16 protein-coding genes are annotated in these 15,811 nt (G+C 56.9%); 4 read left to right on the forward strand and 12 right to left on the reverse strand.

Annotation, left to right across the window (positions count from 1 at the left end; all coding sequences use genetic code 11):
* Positions 1–2: 2 nt before the first annotated feature.
* From hypB to PH547_RS31760, 12 genes are all read right to left on the reverse strand, one after another.
* Complete coding sequence (hypB, locus tag PH547_RS31705; RefSeq protein WP_004112846.1) at positions 3–872, reverse strand: hydrogenase nickel incorporation protein HypB; 870 nt, start codon at positions 870–872, stop codon at positions 3–5.
* Entirely contained in the window at positions 872–1,213 is a 342-nt protein-coding gene (gene hypA / locus PH547_RS31710; RefSeq protein ID WP_004112848.1) for a hydrogenase maturation nickel metallochaperone HypA, read from the reverse strand. The genes hypB and hypA overlap by 1 nt, the downstream gene beginning before the upstream one ends.
* Positions 1,206–2,087 (reverse strand): hydrogenase assembly protein HupF, encoded by an 882-nt coding sequence (locus PH547_RS31715; protein ID WP_246779168.1) that lies wholly within the window; start codon positions 2,085–2,087, stop codon positions 1,206–1,208. Before PH547_RS31715 ends, hypA begins: the two co-directional genes overlap by 8 nt.
* Before the next feature lie 224 nt (positions 2,088–2,311).
* Positions 2,312–2,746 carry a hypothetical protein gene (locus PH547_RS31720; protein ID WP_028754846.1) on the reverse strand — a complete coding sequence of 145 codons (435 nt, stop codon included), beginning with the start codon at positions 2,744–2,746 and terminating at the stop codon, positions 2,312–2,314.
* Positions 2,743–3,489 (reverse strand): hydrogenase expression/formation protein, encoded by a 747-nt coding sequence (locus tag PH547_RS31725; RefSeq protein WP_051043299.1) that lies wholly within the window; start codon positions 3,487–3,489, stop codon positions 2,743–2,745. Before PH547_RS31725 ends, PH547_RS31720 begins: the two co-directional genes overlap by 4 nt.
* Positions 3,490–3,785: 296 nt before the next feature.
* On the reverse strand, positions 3,786–4,079 hold the full coding sequence (gene hypC, locus PH547_RS31730; RefSeq protein WP_184806100.1) for a HypC/HybG/HupF family hydrogenase formation chaperone: 294 nt from the start codon (positions 4,077–4,079) through the stop codon (positions 3,786–3,788).
* Positions 4,080–4,220: 141 nt separating this feature from the next.
* Complete coding sequence (locus tag PH547_RS31735; protein WP_004112860.1) at positions 4,221–4,802, reverse strand: HyaD/HybD family hydrogenase maturation endopeptidase; 582 nt, start codon at positions 4,800–4,802, stop codon at positions 4,221–4,223.
* A 1-nt stretch (position 4,803) separates the two neighbouring features.
* Positions 4,804–5,532 (reverse strand): Ni/Fe-hydrogenase, b-type cytochrome subunit, encoded by a 729-nt coding sequence (gene cybH, locus PH547_RS31740; protein ID WP_004112862.1) that lies wholly within the window; start codon positions 5,530–5,532, stop codon positions 4,804–4,806.
* Positions 5,529–7,319: a nickel-dependent hydrogenase large subunit gene (locus tag PH547_RS31745; protein ID WP_120764306.1), complete on the reverse strand. Its 1,791-nt coding sequence runs from the start codon at positions 7,317–7,319 to the stop codon at positions 5,529–5,531. The genes cybH and PH547_RS31745 overlap by 4 nt, the downstream gene beginning before the upstream one ends.
* On the reverse strand, positions 7,316–8,428 hold the full coding sequence (locus tag PH547_RS31750) for a hydrogenase small subunit (protein WP_004112868.1): 1,113 nt from the start codon (positions 8,426–8,428) through the stop codon (positions 7,316–7,318). The genes PH547_RS31745 and PH547_RS31750 overlap by 4 nt, the downstream gene beginning before the upstream one ends.
* Before the next feature lie 94 nt (positions 8,429–8,522).
* Positions 8,523–10,466: a flavin-containing monooxygenase gene (locus PH547_RS31755; RefSeq protein ID WP_004112870.1), complete on the reverse strand. Its 1,944-nt coding sequence runs from the start codon at positions 10,464–10,466 to the stop codon at positions 8,523–8,525.
* A 797-nt stretch (positions 10,467–11,263) separates the two neighbouring features.
* A complete protein-coding gene (locus tag PH547_RS31760; protein WP_240535393.1) occupies positions 11,264–12,286 on the reverse strand; it encodes an L-histidine N(alpha)-methyltransferase in 1,023 nt (340 codons plus the stop codon).
* 754 nt (positions 12,287–13,040) lie between these two features.
* Here PH547_RS31760 and PH547_RS31765 point away from each other — a divergent pair.
* The 4 genes from PH547_RS31765 to PH547_RS31780 all read left to right on the forward strand — a co-directional run.
* Positions 13,041–14,219, forward strand: coding sequence for a cytochrome P450 (locus PH547_RS31765; protein ID WP_051043313.1), 1,179 nt, complete (start codon positions 13,041–13,043; stop codon positions 14,217–14,219).
* 34 nt (positions 14,220–14,253) lie between these two features.
* A complete protein-coding gene (locus PH547_RS31770) occupies positions 14,254–14,472 on the forward strand; it encodes a ferredoxin (RefSeq protein WP_004112880.1) in 219 nt (72 codons plus the stop codon).
* Positions 14,473–14,989: 517 nt separating this feature from the next.
* Positions 14,990–15,682, forward strand: coding sequence for a porin (locus PH547_RS31775; protein ID WP_004112883.1), 693 nt, complete (start codon positions 14,990–14,992; stop codon positions 15,680–15,682).
* Positions 15,604–15,811: transposase (locus PH547_RS31780; RefSeq protein ID WP_285170282.1), on the forward strand; the 208-nt coding region annotated here is incomplete at its 3' end. The genes PH547_RS31775 and PH547_RS31780, both read left to right, overlap by 79 nt.

Raw genomic sequence — 15,811 nt, forward strand, 5'->3', positions numbered from 1 at the left:
CGTCAGACTACCTGCGAAGCTTTCGCGATCCGGGCCGCCTCAGCCTCCAGCCAGAAATAGAACGCTTCCATGCCGTCGCCGCTGCGCGCAGAAACCGTGAGAGTGCGAAGGCGTGGATTGACGCGCAGCGCATTTGCGATGCAGCGCCCGACATCGAAGTCGAGATGCGGTAGCAGGTCGGACTTGTTGAGAATCATCAGGTCGGCGGCCGCGAACATGTCGGGATATTTGAGCGGCTTGTCCTCGCCCTCGGTAACCGAAAGCACCACGACCTTATGGGCCTCGCCGAGATCGAAAGCGGAGGGACAGACAAGATTGCCGACATTTTCGATGAACAAGACTGAACCGGGCTCGGGCGCCAGGTCCTCGACCGCGTGGCCGACCATGTGGGCGTCGAGGTGACAGCCCTTGCCGGTGTTGATCTGGATTGCGGAAACACCGGTCTTGCGGATGCGTGCGGCATCGTTGGAGGTCTCCTGGTCGCCTTCAATCACGCTGATCGACATTCGGTCCTTGAGGTCGTGAATGGCGCGCACCAGAAAGCTGGTCTTTCCCGACCCGGGGCTTGAAACGAAATTCAGCGCAAAGATGCTGTCACGAACGAACCGAGCCCGGTTTTCGGCAGCATAGGCATTGTTTTTGGACAGGATGTCCTTTTCGATCTGGACGATGCGCTCCGGGTTCATGCCCGGGACATGCACGCCGGCAATCCGTTGATGATGTTGGAGCGCACCGTGTTCCGCGTAGTGACGATCATGAGGATGTCCATGATCGTGCAGGTGACCGCGATGATGATCATGGTCGCCTTGCGCGCCTGTCTTGCTCTTGCCATCTTCCAATGTTGCCATCTCGCAGCCGCATACCGTGCACATCAGATCACCTCCATGTCCTTGATCCTCAATTCATCGCCCGCCGTCGCCTGCACCTGATACCGCCCACAATCCGGGCAGGCGCCAAATCGCTCATCGAGGGGCACCGTCTTCCCACAATCGAGGCACCAGCCCTCGCCGGCGATGCGGTTGATTTCGAGTGCGGCATGTTCGGCAATCGTCCCACGCCGCACAGCTTCGTAGCAGAACAGGAGCGAATCCGGATTGATATGGCTCAAGACACCGACATCGAGGCGGATCGATTTGACTGCGCTCGCACCATTTAGCTGCGCCATCTCGCAGACGATGGCGATCACACTCTCCATCAACGACATTTCATGCATGCGCGGCATCGCGAACGTTAAGCTTGAACTCGACGCAGGGATCGAACAGAGCCGCGAGGCGATAAACTGACCGGGCTGCTGATTCATGAGCACCGATCCGCGATGACAGTAGGGTTTTGACAAATGGACCGGCCGGATGAAAATTCCATTCGGTCGGGGCCAGTATCCGGTAGGCGCAAAGTTTCCCGTTCGCGTCGATCTCGGCCTGATGATAAAGTCTGCCACGCCCACATTCCACCACGCCAAAGCCGCCGTCGCCGGGCACCGAACCACCGGCCATCAGTTCGGAAGGATCATTCTGGCCCTTGGCAAGATGCGCGAGTTGCTTCAAGCAAAGGCCAACGTCGCCTATGCGTGCCATGAAGCGTTGCCTAAGGTGCGGATCGTCTGGCCTGCTGGTGTCGCAATGCCGGGCATAAGCACCGGTTTCGACGACCCGACCGGCAAGATGCGGCAAGGCGCAGTAGTGCGCATCTTTGCAAAGATGGGCAATAACTTCGGCATCATCGGCGGCACTCAGCGGATCAGGGCGCCGGCCTGAAAAAGTTCGGTCGTCCTTGATATCTCGAAAAATCGCCGCGCAAGCCGTGCCATCCGGCGACAATCCGTCGTCTTTCGAGATGCCGAGCCCCTCTGCTGCATCGGCAAGCCGCCGCGCGTTGGCAGCCAGGGCACTATGGTTCACTTTTTTCTCTCGCGATTGGCCGATGATTGCCTGCGACGCGGCCAGGGCGCCGCGCAGATATTGGCCCGCGTCAGCCACCAGACGTAACGATATTGATGAGGGCCAATGCAAAATCAGCGCCCTCAAAGTTTCGAATATCCGTTCGGCAAGCAATCCGGCCACCGCCGCGAGCTGCTCCTCGATGGGCATCGGTAGGCCGGCTGCATTCAGGATGGCAAGGCGCGCCGCCACCGATTGCGAATAGCCACAGAGCGAAAAAACCCATCCGACAAGCATGGGCGCCTCTTCCGGTCGATGGCCAATGAACATGCGTGCCAATTCTTGCGGGCGGTTGACCCTCACGTCCACGAAACAGGCAAGCGCTTGCGACACCGTCACATCGATCCGGATCGAGCCGGCGCTAAGGAGATAGGTCATGCAACAAGCTCCCGAAGCGCTCGGAAAACCCTCCAACGCAGATCACGGCGCATGGGGCTGGCGGTTGGATGGGATGGCGGCGCGAGCGCAACGATGTTGAAAAATGCGCGCATCGCCTTCAACACCGTCCCCATCGTTTCAAACTCAAAGGCCATGAAAAACAGCAAGCAGGAATCAAAACCGCCAGTCGTCTCGGATTTTTGCCGGCGATGAATTCGATCACGCCTGCCCGCACATTCCGAGTCGTGCCTACAGCAGCCAAAATCATGAACCGTGGCGTCGCGACGATGCGGTCGTTCGCCCGCCGAATGCCAGCAAGCTCGTTTCCGAAGCGCCTTTCGCGGGCGCATAGACGTCCAGCATGTGCCGCCTTTCACCCTATCCTTATCCGAAACGGTCACATGCGTGACGAGATTCTCGAAGCTGATCATTTGAAATAAGCCTCCTCGACATCACGCAGGCGCGCGGCGGAGTCGCGGAAATCCTCTTCAGTCGCGAGGGCGAGGGATGGGATGTCGACGATTTGCAGCATGTCGAGGACGATCTCATCCATGTTGTCGTAAAACTGTACGGACCAAACGTTTCGGGCCCCTGCTGCCGTCACGCGACAGGTGCGGTAGCCGCGTGATGTCAGTTGTACGGGACCGGCTCCGAGCGTGACCTGCAGGAAATTCACATCCTCGATGCTCATCGGAAACAACGACAAAATGATAGCGTGCGCAGGATCGCCATCCCGGTACTGGACAATGCGGTCACCGATCTCGGTCAGCACCGGCATGACGTTCATAGCGCCAGGCGGCGCAGGTCCATGTGAGACCAAGGCCGGCAGCGCCGTGCAGGCCCTCCGCACCGTCATAGGAATCGGGCCGACCTCGATATATTCCGCAATGAGGTCGCCGGCGGGGTCGGTAAAGCGCATATGCCAGACGCCGGCCATAACCGCTTCCTTGAACTGCGCCAGGACCCCGGAGGGCAGCGCCGCTACCCCGCAAACCTCGCCCTTGCCGAGCGTCTGCGTGACCAATTTCTTGTCATCGTCGTCGAATTCGAAAATGTCGAATAGCTGCCCCGGCTGGCCGGCTTTTTGCACCGCAAGCGTTGCAGCAATGTCGGATATGAGCATTGCGGCTCGGCAGCTTCGGCCGTTTAGGGAGCCAACTGGGTAGGCTGGCATTGTCTGCTCCAAATCAGCGTGTAATTCATTCTCGCACTTGGGATCTGCAAGCGGCGTACCAGTTGCTGAGAAAGATGGGTCGTATTGATCTGAAGGAAAATTCCGGTCGCGGTCTTATGCGGATGCGCACACGCGGCCCCGATGCTGAGGCAGCGCGTTACGCTTCGCAATATTCAGCAATCCGCCCGCAGCCAGCAGGATCGATCTCGTCCGTCTCCGGCTGCCCTTGGACAGTCCACATGAACATGTGGCCGACAAGGAAGAGGAGATTGCGTTCAGTTGAGAAATACGAACTGTCAGTTTTCCCGCAAATGCAACGGTAATTCCGGCTCGCGGGAGATAAGATCGGCAAATAGCGTTTCGAATGACCGTCCTTCGACCGCTTCAGCAAGACCGGCCAACGCATCGTCGATCTTGTGTGCTTCGTCGGCATCGAGCACCCGGATCGCAGATCCTAGATGAGTAAGAACGTACGTCCCAACCGGTTGCGGGCCGACCAGCACCATCGAAATCGCAAAAACCGATCCGTGGCGCTCGCACTCCGCTGTAAATTCGCCACCAGTCACCTGCATCGGAATTCCTATGCACACAATCAGCCCCTCGATCTGCCTGGGTTCATGATATTGGGAACCGGAAGGGTTCTCGCGCGGGTCCTTGGGTTTTGGATGCAGCCGGCGACCAGGAACGCAACCGACGACTGCCTCGGTTGCATCGGAACCCCCCTGAACCACTCAATTCGCCCGGTCCGCTCGCCGCTCGTAATGTGCAAAATCGATGTCGTTGGCGAGGAGAGCGGGCGCGGCGGTGCGGCGCGAACTGATGGCGACGCCCCATCGCTCCAGGATGCCGGCGGCTACCATTACGGCGGCCGGGATTACGGATTTGACGGGCTCAGTCACCGGTCCGCCCCAGCTATCGAGGTCCACCGGTTGGCAGCCGATCAGTGCGAGTCTTGCGGGATAGCGATCGAGAAGGTCGGCAGCGCTCAGAACTTCCTGGAAGCCTGTCTGGTGCAGGCTCATCTTTTTGGCGCCGGTGAATTTCGGCACGTCGTCATTCTCGACGATCTTCAGCGTGCCGGGCGCGAGACCGAAGTCGACCGCGTCGAATACAATCAGATGATCGGCTTCGGTGACATATTGCACGAGATAAAGGCCCTGGGTGCCGCCGTCGAGCACGGTGACGTTGGTCGGCACCGCATAGGCCTGGTGGAAGGCTTCGACAGCGCGGACGCCAAAACCCTCGTCCGCCCAGAGAATATTGCCAATGCCGAGCACCAAAACGTTCGGTTTGCGAGAGTTCGCTTCGTCCATCCTAGTCCTCGTTGTGCTTGGACAGCCGCTCGCCCGAAATCATCGACGAAACGATGCTCTGGCGGCTGACGATGTCCTCGCGTACCGCGATATAGATATGGATCATCACGAAGATCAGGATCACCCACATTCCCAGATGATGAAGGGTATGAACGGACTGGCTGTTCGGCCAGATGAAGAATACCCGACCAAACAGCCTGTATGCCCAGCTGTCGTGGCCGACGCTTTCGCCATAGAGCGCAAATCCGGTGATCACCATGAATGTCAGCGGCAGCGTGAACGTCACGAACATGACGAATTGCGACAGCGGATTGTGGCCAGCATATTTCAACGCGCGTCCAGTAAGGAATGTGTAAACGCGCACCTCGTGCAGCCATTCGCTCCAGAACCGTCCGCTCCAGAAGGGAACGTAGAAGATTTGGCGTGCATGCACGTTGCCGACGAAGACCCAGTAGATTCTGAGGATCAGGGCCACGGCCAGGATCTGCCCGGCGGCGAAATGGACAAAACGGATATAGCCCATCAGGAAATTGGCGCTCGCCTCGCCGGGTGCCGCCGCCAATGGGCTGCCGATGAAATAACCCGTCAGCGCCAGCGCCAGGATGGAGAAAGCGTTTATCCAGTGCCAGAGGCGAACGGGCGCCTCGTAGGCATACACGTTTTCGCGCTCGCTGGCGCGTTCGTCATCGGCGTTTGAGATAGCAGAGATGCTCATGATCGTCCTCCTCATCTGACTTGGACCTTGGCCATTTCCTGTCCGTCCGGGCTCATGATATGGGTGGAGCATGCAAGGCACGGATCGAAGGAATGGAGGGTTCGGAGGATTTCGAGCGGCTGCGACGGATCCGACATAGGCGTGTCAATCAGTGAGGCCTCGAACGCGCCGATATTGCCGTGCGGATCGCGCGGACTGCCGTTCCAGGTGGTCGGCACCACACATTGATAATTGTCGATCTTGCCCCCCTTGATCTTGATCCAGTGTGCGAGGGCGCCGCGCGGGGCCTCGGTGAAGCCGACGCCCTTGACCTCGCAAGGCCAAGTCTCCGGCTTCCATTTGTCGATGAAGGCGGTGGCGCTGTCGCCGGCCTTGATATTGGCGACCAGCTTGTTGTGGAAATAGCGCATCTGCCGGCCTGCCCAGACGGATTCGAGCGCGCGAGCGGCGGTACGCCCTAGTGTCGAAAATAACGCCGCGGTCGGCAGGCCGAGGTCCTTCAGGACCTTGTCGACGGGATCCTTGAATTCTGCCTTGCCCTGGGCGTAGCCCAAGACCCAACGGGAAAGCGGGCCGACTTCCATGGCGTGGCCGCGCCAGCGCGGCGCCTTGATCCAAGAATATTTTCCGCCTTCGTCCAGCTCTTGAATGTTGGTCTTGGTGCCCTTGGCATTCGGCCCAAGCTCGTAATGCGGCACGGTGACACCGTCCCAGGGATGCAAGCCCTTGGCCTCGTCCGGATATTCGTACCAGGAGTGACTGACGAATTCCTGGATCTGCTCTGGATCGGAATGGTCGACTGGCAGGACTTCGTTGAAATTGCCATTAATGATCGCACCGCGCGGAAGCTTCAGGCTCGCCTCCGTGTAGTCATTTGCGTGTTCCGGCACGTCGCCATAGGCAAGCACGTTCTTGCCCGACAACCCGCCGCCGAACAGCCAATCCTTGTAGAAGGAACCGATCGCCATGATGTCCGGTAGGTATACCTTCTCGTTGAACTCGATCAGCTGGTCGATCACCGACGAAATTTGGTTTAACCGTTCCATTGTAATCGCGCCGACGGCTCCCGTGCCGTCGAGGTTGATCGGACAGGGCACTCCGCCGACCAGCCAATTCGGATGCGGATTTTTCCCGCCGAAGATCGTGTGGATCTTGACGATCTCCCTCTGGAAATCGAGGGCTTCGAGATAGTGTGCTACGGCCATCAGGTTCGCTTCAGGCGGCAGCTTATAGGATCGATTGCCCCAGTAGCCGTTCTTGAATGGACCAAGCTGGCCGGATTGGACGAACTTTCTCAGCCGTGTCTGGATGTCTTTGAAGTAGCCCGGCGAAGACAATGGCCAATCGGACACCGATTGGGCAAGCGCCGAGGTGGCCTTCACATCGGCCGTGAGGGCAGATATGACATCCACCCAGTCGAGCGCATGCAGGTGATAGAAATGCACGACGTGGTCATGAACCTGCAATGCCAGCTGCATGAGATTGCGGATCGAATTGGCGTTTTCCGGAATGGTTATGCCGAGCGCATTTTCAACCGCCCGCACCGATGTGAGCGCATGGGTTCCGGTGCAGACGCCGCAGATCCGTTCCGTGAAAGCCCAGGCATCGCGTGGATCGCGATTTTTGAGGATGACTTCAATGCCTCGCCACATTGTGCCGGTGGAAACGGCATTGCGGATGATATTGTCCTCGTCGACATTGACCTCGACCCGCATGTGGCCTTCGATGCGGGTTACAGGATCGACCACAAGACGCTTGCCGGAATTGTCGAGCGTGAAGCCATCTGGCGTTTGGATGGTCATCGTGATCTTTCCTGTCCATTGCCGTTTTTAGGACCGGTTTTCCCGCGCTTGGCGGTGACCTGCTTGACGGCGCTGATTGCAGCATGGGCAGCAATCGCCCCACCGACAACACCAGCTGCGGTCATGCCCACCTGGTCTGCAGTGGCTTCCACGCCGAATGGGCTGACCTCGGTCAGTCGGGAGTAAAAGCTTCCTGCGTCCCAGAAATTTTGTTCCGAGCAGCCGATGCAGCCATGACCCGACTGGATCGGGAAAGAGACGCCGCCATTCCAGCGAACGGTCGAGCAGGCGTTATAGGTGGTCGGGCCTTTGCAGCCCATCTTGTAGAGGCAGTAGCCCTTGCGCGCGCCTTCGTCGTCCCACTCCTCGACGAACTGGCCGGCGTCGAAATGAGCGCGCCGATAGCACTTGTCGTGGATGCGCTGCGAATAAAACATCTTAGGCCGACCCTGATGATCGAGTTCGGGGAGCTTGCCGAACGTGGTGATGAAGGTGACGACGCCGGTCATCACCTCTGCGATCGGCGGACAGCCAGGCACTTTGATGATCGGCTTGTCGCGGATCACTTTGTCGATCGGCGTCGCCTCGGTGGGGTTGGGCGTTGCGGCCTGAACGCAGCCCGAAGAGGCACAGGTTCCCCAGGCGATGACAGCCAGGGCGCCTTCGGCCATCCATTTGAGTTTCTCGACGAAGGGTCGCCCGCCATCGATGCAGAACATCCCGCCTTCGTTGAGCGGCGGATTGCCTTCGACGGCAAGAATGTACTTGCCCTTGTGCTTCTCCTTGGTCTCTTTGAGGATCGCCTCGGCCTGGTAGCCGGCCGCCGCCATGATTGTATCGTCGTAATCGAGTGAAATCATCGACAGGACTACATCCTTGGCCAGCGGATAGGCGGAGCGGATGAAGCTTTCCGAGCAGCAGGTGCATTCGAGCCCATGCATCCAGATCACCGGCACACGCTCTTTGGTTTCAAGTGCCTCGGCCATCGCTGCGGCCGTATCGGAGCCAAGGCCGAGGCAGGCCGCCGTGAGGCTGCAGAACTTCATGAAACTGCGCCGGGTTATGCCCTGGCGACGGATAACATCGTAAAACGTTTCGGTCGCGGCCATCCTGCTCCTCCACCTTCCCACCCCTGAGGCCTTTTTATTCAGTGAGCGATTTTAATCCTCGATCTCAACTCGACCCCTGAGTGGCGACCGCTTTTCAAACCGCTTCAGCCGAGGCCTTTGACTGGTAGCCGACGTTCCCCATGATGTGGTAGTCACTGAGGTCTGCCTCCTTCGTTAGGTTCCAATAGTCGATAAGGCGCCAAGGGCTGTTTGTTACGATTCGCCCCCGGGCGTTGCGGAAATAGGTGGACATGCCGGGATGGCTCCAGATCATCTTCTGGTGCATTTCCTGGATCGTCCGGTTGTAGTGTTGATAAACGTCTTGCCGGCATTCCACCTCGGATAACTTCTTTTCTCCCATCTGGCGCAGAACGCTCAGCACGTAGTCCAGCTGGCTTTCGATCGTGAAGATGAAGTTCCCGCGATGACCGAGGGCTGTATTGGGGCCGTAGAGCATGAAGAAGTTCGGGAAACCCGGCATGACGCTACCAAGATACGCCTGACAGTCGTCATCGTCCCAAGCCTCACGTACTGTCACGCCATCGCGTCCGAATATCTGAACTGGAAGCAAGAAGCGTGTGATATCGTAGCCCGAGGCGACGATGAGAACATCTGCCTCATGGCTGTCGCCATTTATCGCTCGGATCGACTTGCCTTCGACCTGTGCAGCAGCGCTGTCCACCAGACTGACCTGCGGCTTCAGAAGGGTTCTGTACCAGCCATTGTCCAGGAGCATTCGCTTGCCGAACGGCGGGTAGGGGGGAATGACCTTCGCCAGTAGCTCGGGCCGCCCGGCGAGCTGTTCTTCGATATATCGTGTACACGTCTCGCGGTGGCCGTCGTTCAGCGCATTCACAGAGCGATCGGGATGCGGCCATGCCGGATCCTTCTGCAGGGATTCGTGCACTTGAGTATCAAAAATCCAACTCAGCCGGAGCCTATAAAGCCATTCGTAATGTGGTACCGCGCGGAGCAAGAACTGCATCGACTCGGGAACCGACATAAGAAATTTTGGAAAGGGTGCCGCCCATTGGCGCGATCGTTGGAAGATTGTCAGGGCGCTCACCCGATCGGCGATGGCCGGGACAATCTGCATTGCCGATGCTCCGTTTCCGATCACAGCCACGCGTTTGCCGTCGAGCGTAACCCCGGGATCCCAATTGGAGGTGTGCACCAACGGTCCGTCGAAGTCACGCAGCCCGGGAATGTTTGGCCATTTTGGCGTGGTAAATCCGCCCACGGCTGAAATGACCACATTGGTTACAAGGGTTTCTTCCCGCCCGTCTGGCAAGCGCAATCGAGAATGCCAAGTCCGGCTTTCCTCATCATAACGAGAAAACAGGCATTCCGTGCCGTAGCGGATTGAGCTTTCAATACCGAAGTCGCAGGCGACCCGGTTGAGATATTCATCAATTTCCTGCTGCAACGGGAAGAACTTACTCCAGTCGCCGCTGGCAAACGTGAAGGAGTATAGATGTCCGGGCGTGTCGACCCCGCAGCCAGGATAGCGATGTGAATGCCAGACCCCGCCTGTGCGGTCCTGCTTTTCAATCTGGATGTAAGAAACGCCCAGTTGTCGCAGCCGAACTGCGGCCGCGATGCCGGACATGCCGGCTCCGATGACAAGTATGCGGAAGTTGTCCGGCAAACACACAGGATCAGGAACCGCGCCTGAATACCTCCGCAGCTTGTGGATCATCATGTCAGCATATTCCGGCGGAATAGGCTCAGCTTCTGACATGGAGAGCATGCGGATCAATTCTTCTGCCGATAAGTCTGCCCTTGCGATGGGAACGCCTTGGCGCCAAGCCATGATGGCGCTCAGTGCTGCATCGCGAATCTCCGCCTGCAATTCGATTGCCAGACCACCGGAGTCGTTGTCGTCCCAGCCGCTCTTGGCAGGAATAAACCGCGGACCTAGCCAATATTCTCGTCCTGTGAACTGATAAAGCAGGAGCAACAAGGTTGGGATATTGGCCGAAGGGAGTGCTTCGGCGATACGCTGACGAAACTGGTCGATGTCTTCAAAGTGAGCCATGGATTAGGTTCCTGCGGTTGAAGGATCTGGACCAATCGTCCAAGGCCTCGCGCCTGGATGCGATTGCTGTCCAAGTTCGAGGGTTCCACGACGGGCGTTTGGGGAGATTCTGCAGCAATTCGGCAAATATCAATTCAAAACGCGCCGGACCGGTCGGCATTGATCGCCGCGAACAAAAAGCCGCCTATTGAGGCGCCGTCAGATTAGAGGTTATGACGACGATGAGGGTTTGCTCGTGCGTTCGTCGCGACCACCCAGGTACAACCTGATGCGTCTGCGTGGCCACCGTTCGATATTCCTCGGCGAACATGGCCTGTTCCTTCTTCGGGATCTGGAGCCTTCTGCTCTCGGATGACCGGGCATAGGTCCCGGCAGATAATTTGGCGCTAACATTTCGACATCTCCATGCGGTACCGTCGGACCGTGACGCGTCTGCAAATGCTTCGCAGCAATATGCGTGCCAAAGGAAAAAATGTTTTCTTGTTCAACATAATCGATCAAACCGCCCGGCGTTGCATATCGATCGATTGTCGCATATCGGACAAGGCCAAGTGATCTTGACCCGTTAACCGCCTGACGAGCGCGAGGGACTGCTGCCGACCTCCTCGCCGGGACATCGAGTTCGGGGCCGAGCGTCTCGGCCGCGAATGTTGCCCAATCCGTTATGCCCGATATTCCCTCGCGCTTTGGCCGAAAGGGCACGACAAATCGTTGCCAGACATGGGTGGAATGGCTGGTTATTGCCAATAGCATGCGAAGGATTGGCTCTTCGCCGGCAGCGGCGGCAGGACTTGTTCTTAGGTCGCCTTTTCCAGCACGTGAATGTCTGAGCCGGCGGCATCTGAAAGCACATCAACCGACACAAGCCCTGCCAGGTTCGCGCATTCTCTGAAAAACTCTTCCGAAAAAGAAAATGAGTTCTTCAAATGCAGCCGATCACCATTTTTAAGTTCGATGCTTTTTCCTTTGAGTCGAAACGACAAATTTCTATTCACCGTCGCGGTGTGGATCACCTGCATGAAGCTGTCATCACCTCTTATATCCGCCTCATACTCAAACACTCCTGGATCAAAGTTATCGTCGACGGGTAATTCTGCCTTCATTCGATAAAATACGTTTAGCTGAAATTCTGGATGCGCTTCGTAGTAGGCTTTTGCGACATTCCACCTCAGATCCGAGCCTATTGAGATCGCAAGCCAGCACTTCTCAGCGCTGTTCGATATCCTCCTCAACGCCTGGACAACCGCCGCAACCGGAGGAGCCTCACTTATGGAAGCGGCAAGATTCCCAAAAGTCCGCCCGAACATGACGACCAATGCCGTTTCCTCATCGGAAAAAAAGCGCCGCCCGGAAAAAATGTCATCTCGTATGAACTCGATCTTCAGGTCGAACGATGGTGGCGATCGCTCTATATCCGAGAGGAACTCGTTCGAGCGATCAACCAGTACGCAACGTGAGGTTTTTCCGCGCAACTCCGTTGCAAGGGGAAGGGTCTTCTGCTGAAATGCTCGCACTGTTCCGGGGCCAAAGTCGAGAATTGACACCCCTTTTTGAGATCGCTTGCCCTGAGGCCATCGGACATACTCTTTTACTCTCTGCTGAAGGTCTCGTGCCAACTTGATCTCGGCGTCGACCATATTGGTTGTCCCGGTATCCAACGCATTGTTCATCCTCTGGGTTTCAGCCCTTGCCCACAACAGCGAGCCGCTCATCGAATTGCCGTCCCGATCACATCCAGTGTGGTGAGCGTATTGTTCTGGACCTAAGTCTGGCGCATATTTTTGTTGAAACAGCTTCAAACTCGTTTCAAGAAAGCTCACAATTGCTCTCCTCTGTGGGTGGCGATGGATTGGCGACAGGCGAAACTTTTGCGCAAAAAATTCTTTTGCCCGTCGCATTGAGCGCACGGATCGTGGCGGCGGCTTTCTGTGCCATACGTATGGCGGTGTCTTTGCAGCTACCCACCTTTTTGTGTGGGGCCGACTGTCGGATTTTCCTCCTCCAGCAAGTCGGCGGCGGTTCAGGCATTATTCAGGCCAAGGCAGAACATCGTTTTAAAACAATGAAGTGCTACTCATGCGCCTTTGACCGTGTCCGGCATTGTCGGAAGCGCGACACCGTAATGTCGCGTGTTTGCTCGTCGACCTCTACGCCAAGTTGCTTGCGCGAGCGCGATCGCGTTTCACCGGTTTTTGTTAGCTCCTCGACACAAGCTTTTTCAGCTTGCTCGGGATCAAATAGCCGAAGAGCAACGGGAAGATCGCTTTTCGGCCGACCAAAGGGAACTGGCATGAATTTTGAACTCTCTCTGCGAGGCGATCAGCGCTGCCGGCACCTTGAGTGGCCTCATAATCGGGGGATGTCGGGTCGCGATCGACCGGACAACCAGATCGCGACGGTCAATAGCCGGAGTTGCCGAGTATCGCCACTCGCCCTCTTGGCTTTTCGATCGGCAGATGAAGAGCGGCAATGGGACTTCAGCCGTCAAAGAACATGACGGGCTAATGCAGCCAGCCGCCGTTCAGGAGAAATCAATTCGTGGGTGACCCAATTCCAGATCATGTTCCGCGCGAAATGGTGAGCGACTTCAGCTTGTTCACGTCACCCGGCATGCAACGCGTCTCCAATGGAGATCCTCATGGAGCCGCCGCTCGTGTTCACGCCGGACCACCAGTGTTTTATTCACTCCACAATACGCGTGATGGTCGTGGCACGTGGCTCAGAACCCGGGCCAAAGACCAACGCAAAGTGCTGCAGGACCCTGATACTTTTTCCAGCAATCGCAGCATTTTCGCCTCTGCGCTCGGTGACGACTGGCCGTTGATCCCACTCGAGCTTGATCCACCGGCCCACGGCATCTTTCGCTCCCTGCTTAACCCCCTGTTCTCGCCAAAACGAGTGATGGCGCTGGAAGCGTCTATCCGTGCGCAAGCGATCACCATTGTCGAAAAGATCTCCGTGTCGGGTAAAAGCTGCGAGGTGATGAAAGATTTTGCCATTCCATTCACAGTTGGCGTCTTTCTTCAGTTTTTGGGATTACCGAACGAGCGGCTCGACGTATTTGTCGGCTGGGCGAAGGCCTTGCTCCACGGAGATAAGGTCCAACGATCGGCAGCCGCTCGGTCTATTCTGGAGTTTATCGACGAACTTGCGGCCTTGCGCCGGAAAGAGCCTGCAGGCGACTTCATGACCTTCGTCGTGCAGGCACAGATCGATAGCCGCCTGCTGGCCGAAAACGAAGTCCGTGGCATCGGCGTACTATTGTTCGTCGCGGGGCTCGATACGGTCGCAGCCGCGATCGGCTTTGACTTGGCCCATCTGGCACGCAATCCAAAAGACCAAAATTTGTTGCGCAGTGAACCGGAACGGATCGTGCTCGCAACCGAAGAATTGTTGCGGGCATATTCGACCGTACAGATGATTCGTGTGGCAACGAAAGATATCGATTTCGAAGGCGCGCCGATTCGCAAAGGGGATTATGTTTGCTGCGCTACGATGATTGCCAATCGTGATCCGGCGGAGTTCGAGGATCCCAACGTGATTGACCTGGCACGCGAGGACAACTGCCACACCGCGTTCGCCGCAGGTCCCCATCGTTGTCTTGGTTCGCACCTTGCCCGGCGGGAGATCATCATCGGCTTGGAGGAATGGCTGTCTCATATTCCTCATTTCCGTATCAAAGAAGGTACGGCCCCCATAACCCATGGCGGCCATGTGTTCGGGATCGAAAATCTGGTCCTGGAATGGTCATAACTCGAGCGCCGCTATGCAGCTTCGGAGGTGCGGCATGCACATCATCGTCCACACTGCCAAATGCCAGGGACACGCGCGATGCTGGTTCCAAGCGCCGGAGATCTTCAAGTTGGATGAGGATGGTTATATCCTGCCCGGCAATATCGACGTTGCTGCAGGGAACGAATTTCGCGCATCCCGGGGTGCTCGATCATGCCCCGAACGTGCGCTGGAAATCACCCGCTCATTCGATACAGTTGGAGTCACGGCGTGAACTGAGGCTTTAGACCTGCAAGCGATAAGCAGACGGTTGATCGACGATCCACCCGTGTTTCAAAAGCTGCTACCTGCAAACATCATGCGCCGATGTCGCTCAGGTCTGTCTGACATGCGACAATGGCGGACTTGCCGGAGAGCTGCTTTAAGAAAGTTACTGCAAAACAAAGGGTTTTTCCTGCGGCATGCATATTGCTTCGAGCCATTTGCGAACGCTTCACGATCAAAGTCAACTGAGCGGAAATGTCGAAAATGTCAGCAAAATGCTCTCTGCCGCCGCCTACCTCCTGCCATCAGATTTCCGGACGTAATGGAGAGATCTGGTCTTGTCACCAAGGAATATTCAGGACGAATTGCTTCTCTTGAAAACGTAACGATAGTCCTTGCTTGCTCAGGGATGGGAATGAATCCCTGATCCCAAATCTCATGCATAAAATTCGCTTTCCAGGACGATTGTTGAGCACGCGTTTAGCGCGGGCGATGAATTTCTCTTTGACCCAAACATCGGAGCTTCAGTGAATATCAGACCCATTCTTCTCGGCGGGATTGCAACACTTTCAGTCGCGCCTTCCGTATGCGCTATCGATCAAGTCGTCGCCGTCGAGCCGGAACCGGCTGAACTTGTCCGCATCTGCGATGCCTACGGCAAGGGCTATTTCTATATCCCTGGATCTGAAACCTGCATGCAAGTCGGGGGTATGGTCCGCACGCAGGCATCGTCATACAATCCTTACGCCCCAGTTGAACCCAGCGGCACCACCTGGCTGACGCGAAGCGAAATCTATGTCAATGCGGCAACGGAGACTGAATATGGCCTCCTGAAGACGACGACGACTCTACGGTTCGATTATACGGACGATAGTAGCACGATCGGCGCCGATCTACCTGTGGCGAATATATCGCTTGGTGGTTTCCTCATCGGCCGCGCCGGCTCTCAATATAATGATTGGATCGGCTATGTCGGCAATGTCATCAATCCGGATGTAATCGGCAATGGCCCTCTCAAATTGAATCAACTTTCGTATTTTTATGATTGCGGCGTAAGCGCCGTCTCCGCCCCATTGAATTGGCTATATTTTGAGGCTTGCCGGGTGTGCGAGAAGGTTTCCAGGACTATCTGGAGATTTGCATGGCAGATGATGGATTTGTTGGGCGTTACGAAGTTGTCGAGCCGCGCCGCGGAAACCGGCGTTGGCCGGACGATGTGAAGGCGCGGATCGTGGCGGAAAGCCTTGAGCCTGGCGTTCGTGTTGTTGATGTCGCGCGCCGTCATGACGTTGTTGCGCACCAGCTTTCCTTGTGGCGCCGGCAAGTGCGCGAGGGCATTCTGGCGTTGC

The organism is Rhizobium cerradonense (genome assembly GCF_030182455.1).
GTDB lineage: Bacteria > Pseudomonadota > Alphaproteobacteria > Rhizobiales > Rhizobiaceae > Rhizobium.

Bases quoted from the DNA above. Each gene is read 5' to 3' on its own strand.
- hypB (WP_004112846.1), bottom strand. From the start codon at position 872: ATGTGCACGGTATGCGGCTGCGAGATGGCAACATTGGAAGATGGCAAG.
- hypA (WP_004112848.1), bottom strand. From the start codon at position 1,213: ATGCATGAAATGTCGTTGATGGAGAGTGTGATCGCCATCGTCTGCGAG.
- PH547_RS31715 (WP_246779168.1), bottom strand. From the start codon at position 2,087: ATGCCCATCGAGGAGCAGCTCGCGGCGGTGGCCGGATTGCTTGCCGAA.
- PH547_RS31720 (WP_028754846.1), bottom strand. From the start codon at position 2,746: ATGATCAGCTTCGAGAATCTCGTCACGCATGTGACCGTTTCGGATAAG.
- PH547_RS31725 (WP_051043299.1), bottom strand. From the start codon at position 3,489: ATGCCAGCCTACCCAGTTGGCTCCCTAAACGGCCGAAGCTGCCGAGCC.
- PH547_RS31735 (WP_004112860.1), bottom strand. From the start codon at position 4,802: ATGGACGAAGCGAACTCTCGCAAACCGAACGTTTTGGTGCTCGGCATT.
- cybH (WP_004112862.1), bottom strand. From the start codon at position 5,532: ATGAGGAGGACGATCATGAGCATCTCTGCTATCTCAAACGCCGATGAC.
- PH547_RS31745 (WP_120764306.1), bottom strand. From the start codon at position 7,319: ATGACCATCCAAACGCCAGATGGCTTCACGCTCGACAATTCCGGCAAG.
- PH547_RS31750 (WP_004112868.1), bottom strand. From the start codon at position 8,428: ATGGCCGCGACCGAAACGTTTTACGATGTTATCCGTCGCCAGGGCATA.
- PH547_RS31755 (WP_004112870.1), bottom strand. From the start codon at position 10,466: ATGGCTCACTTTGAAGACATCGACCAGTTTCGTCAGCGTATCGCCGAA.
- PH547_RS31765 (WP_051043313.1), top strand. From the start codon at position 13,041: ATGGTGAGCGACTTCAGCTTGTTCACGTCACCCGGCATGCAACGCGTC.
- PH547_RS31770 (WP_004112880.1), top strand. From the start codon at position 14,254: ATGCACATCATCGTCCACACTGCCAAATGCCAGGGACACGCGCGATGC.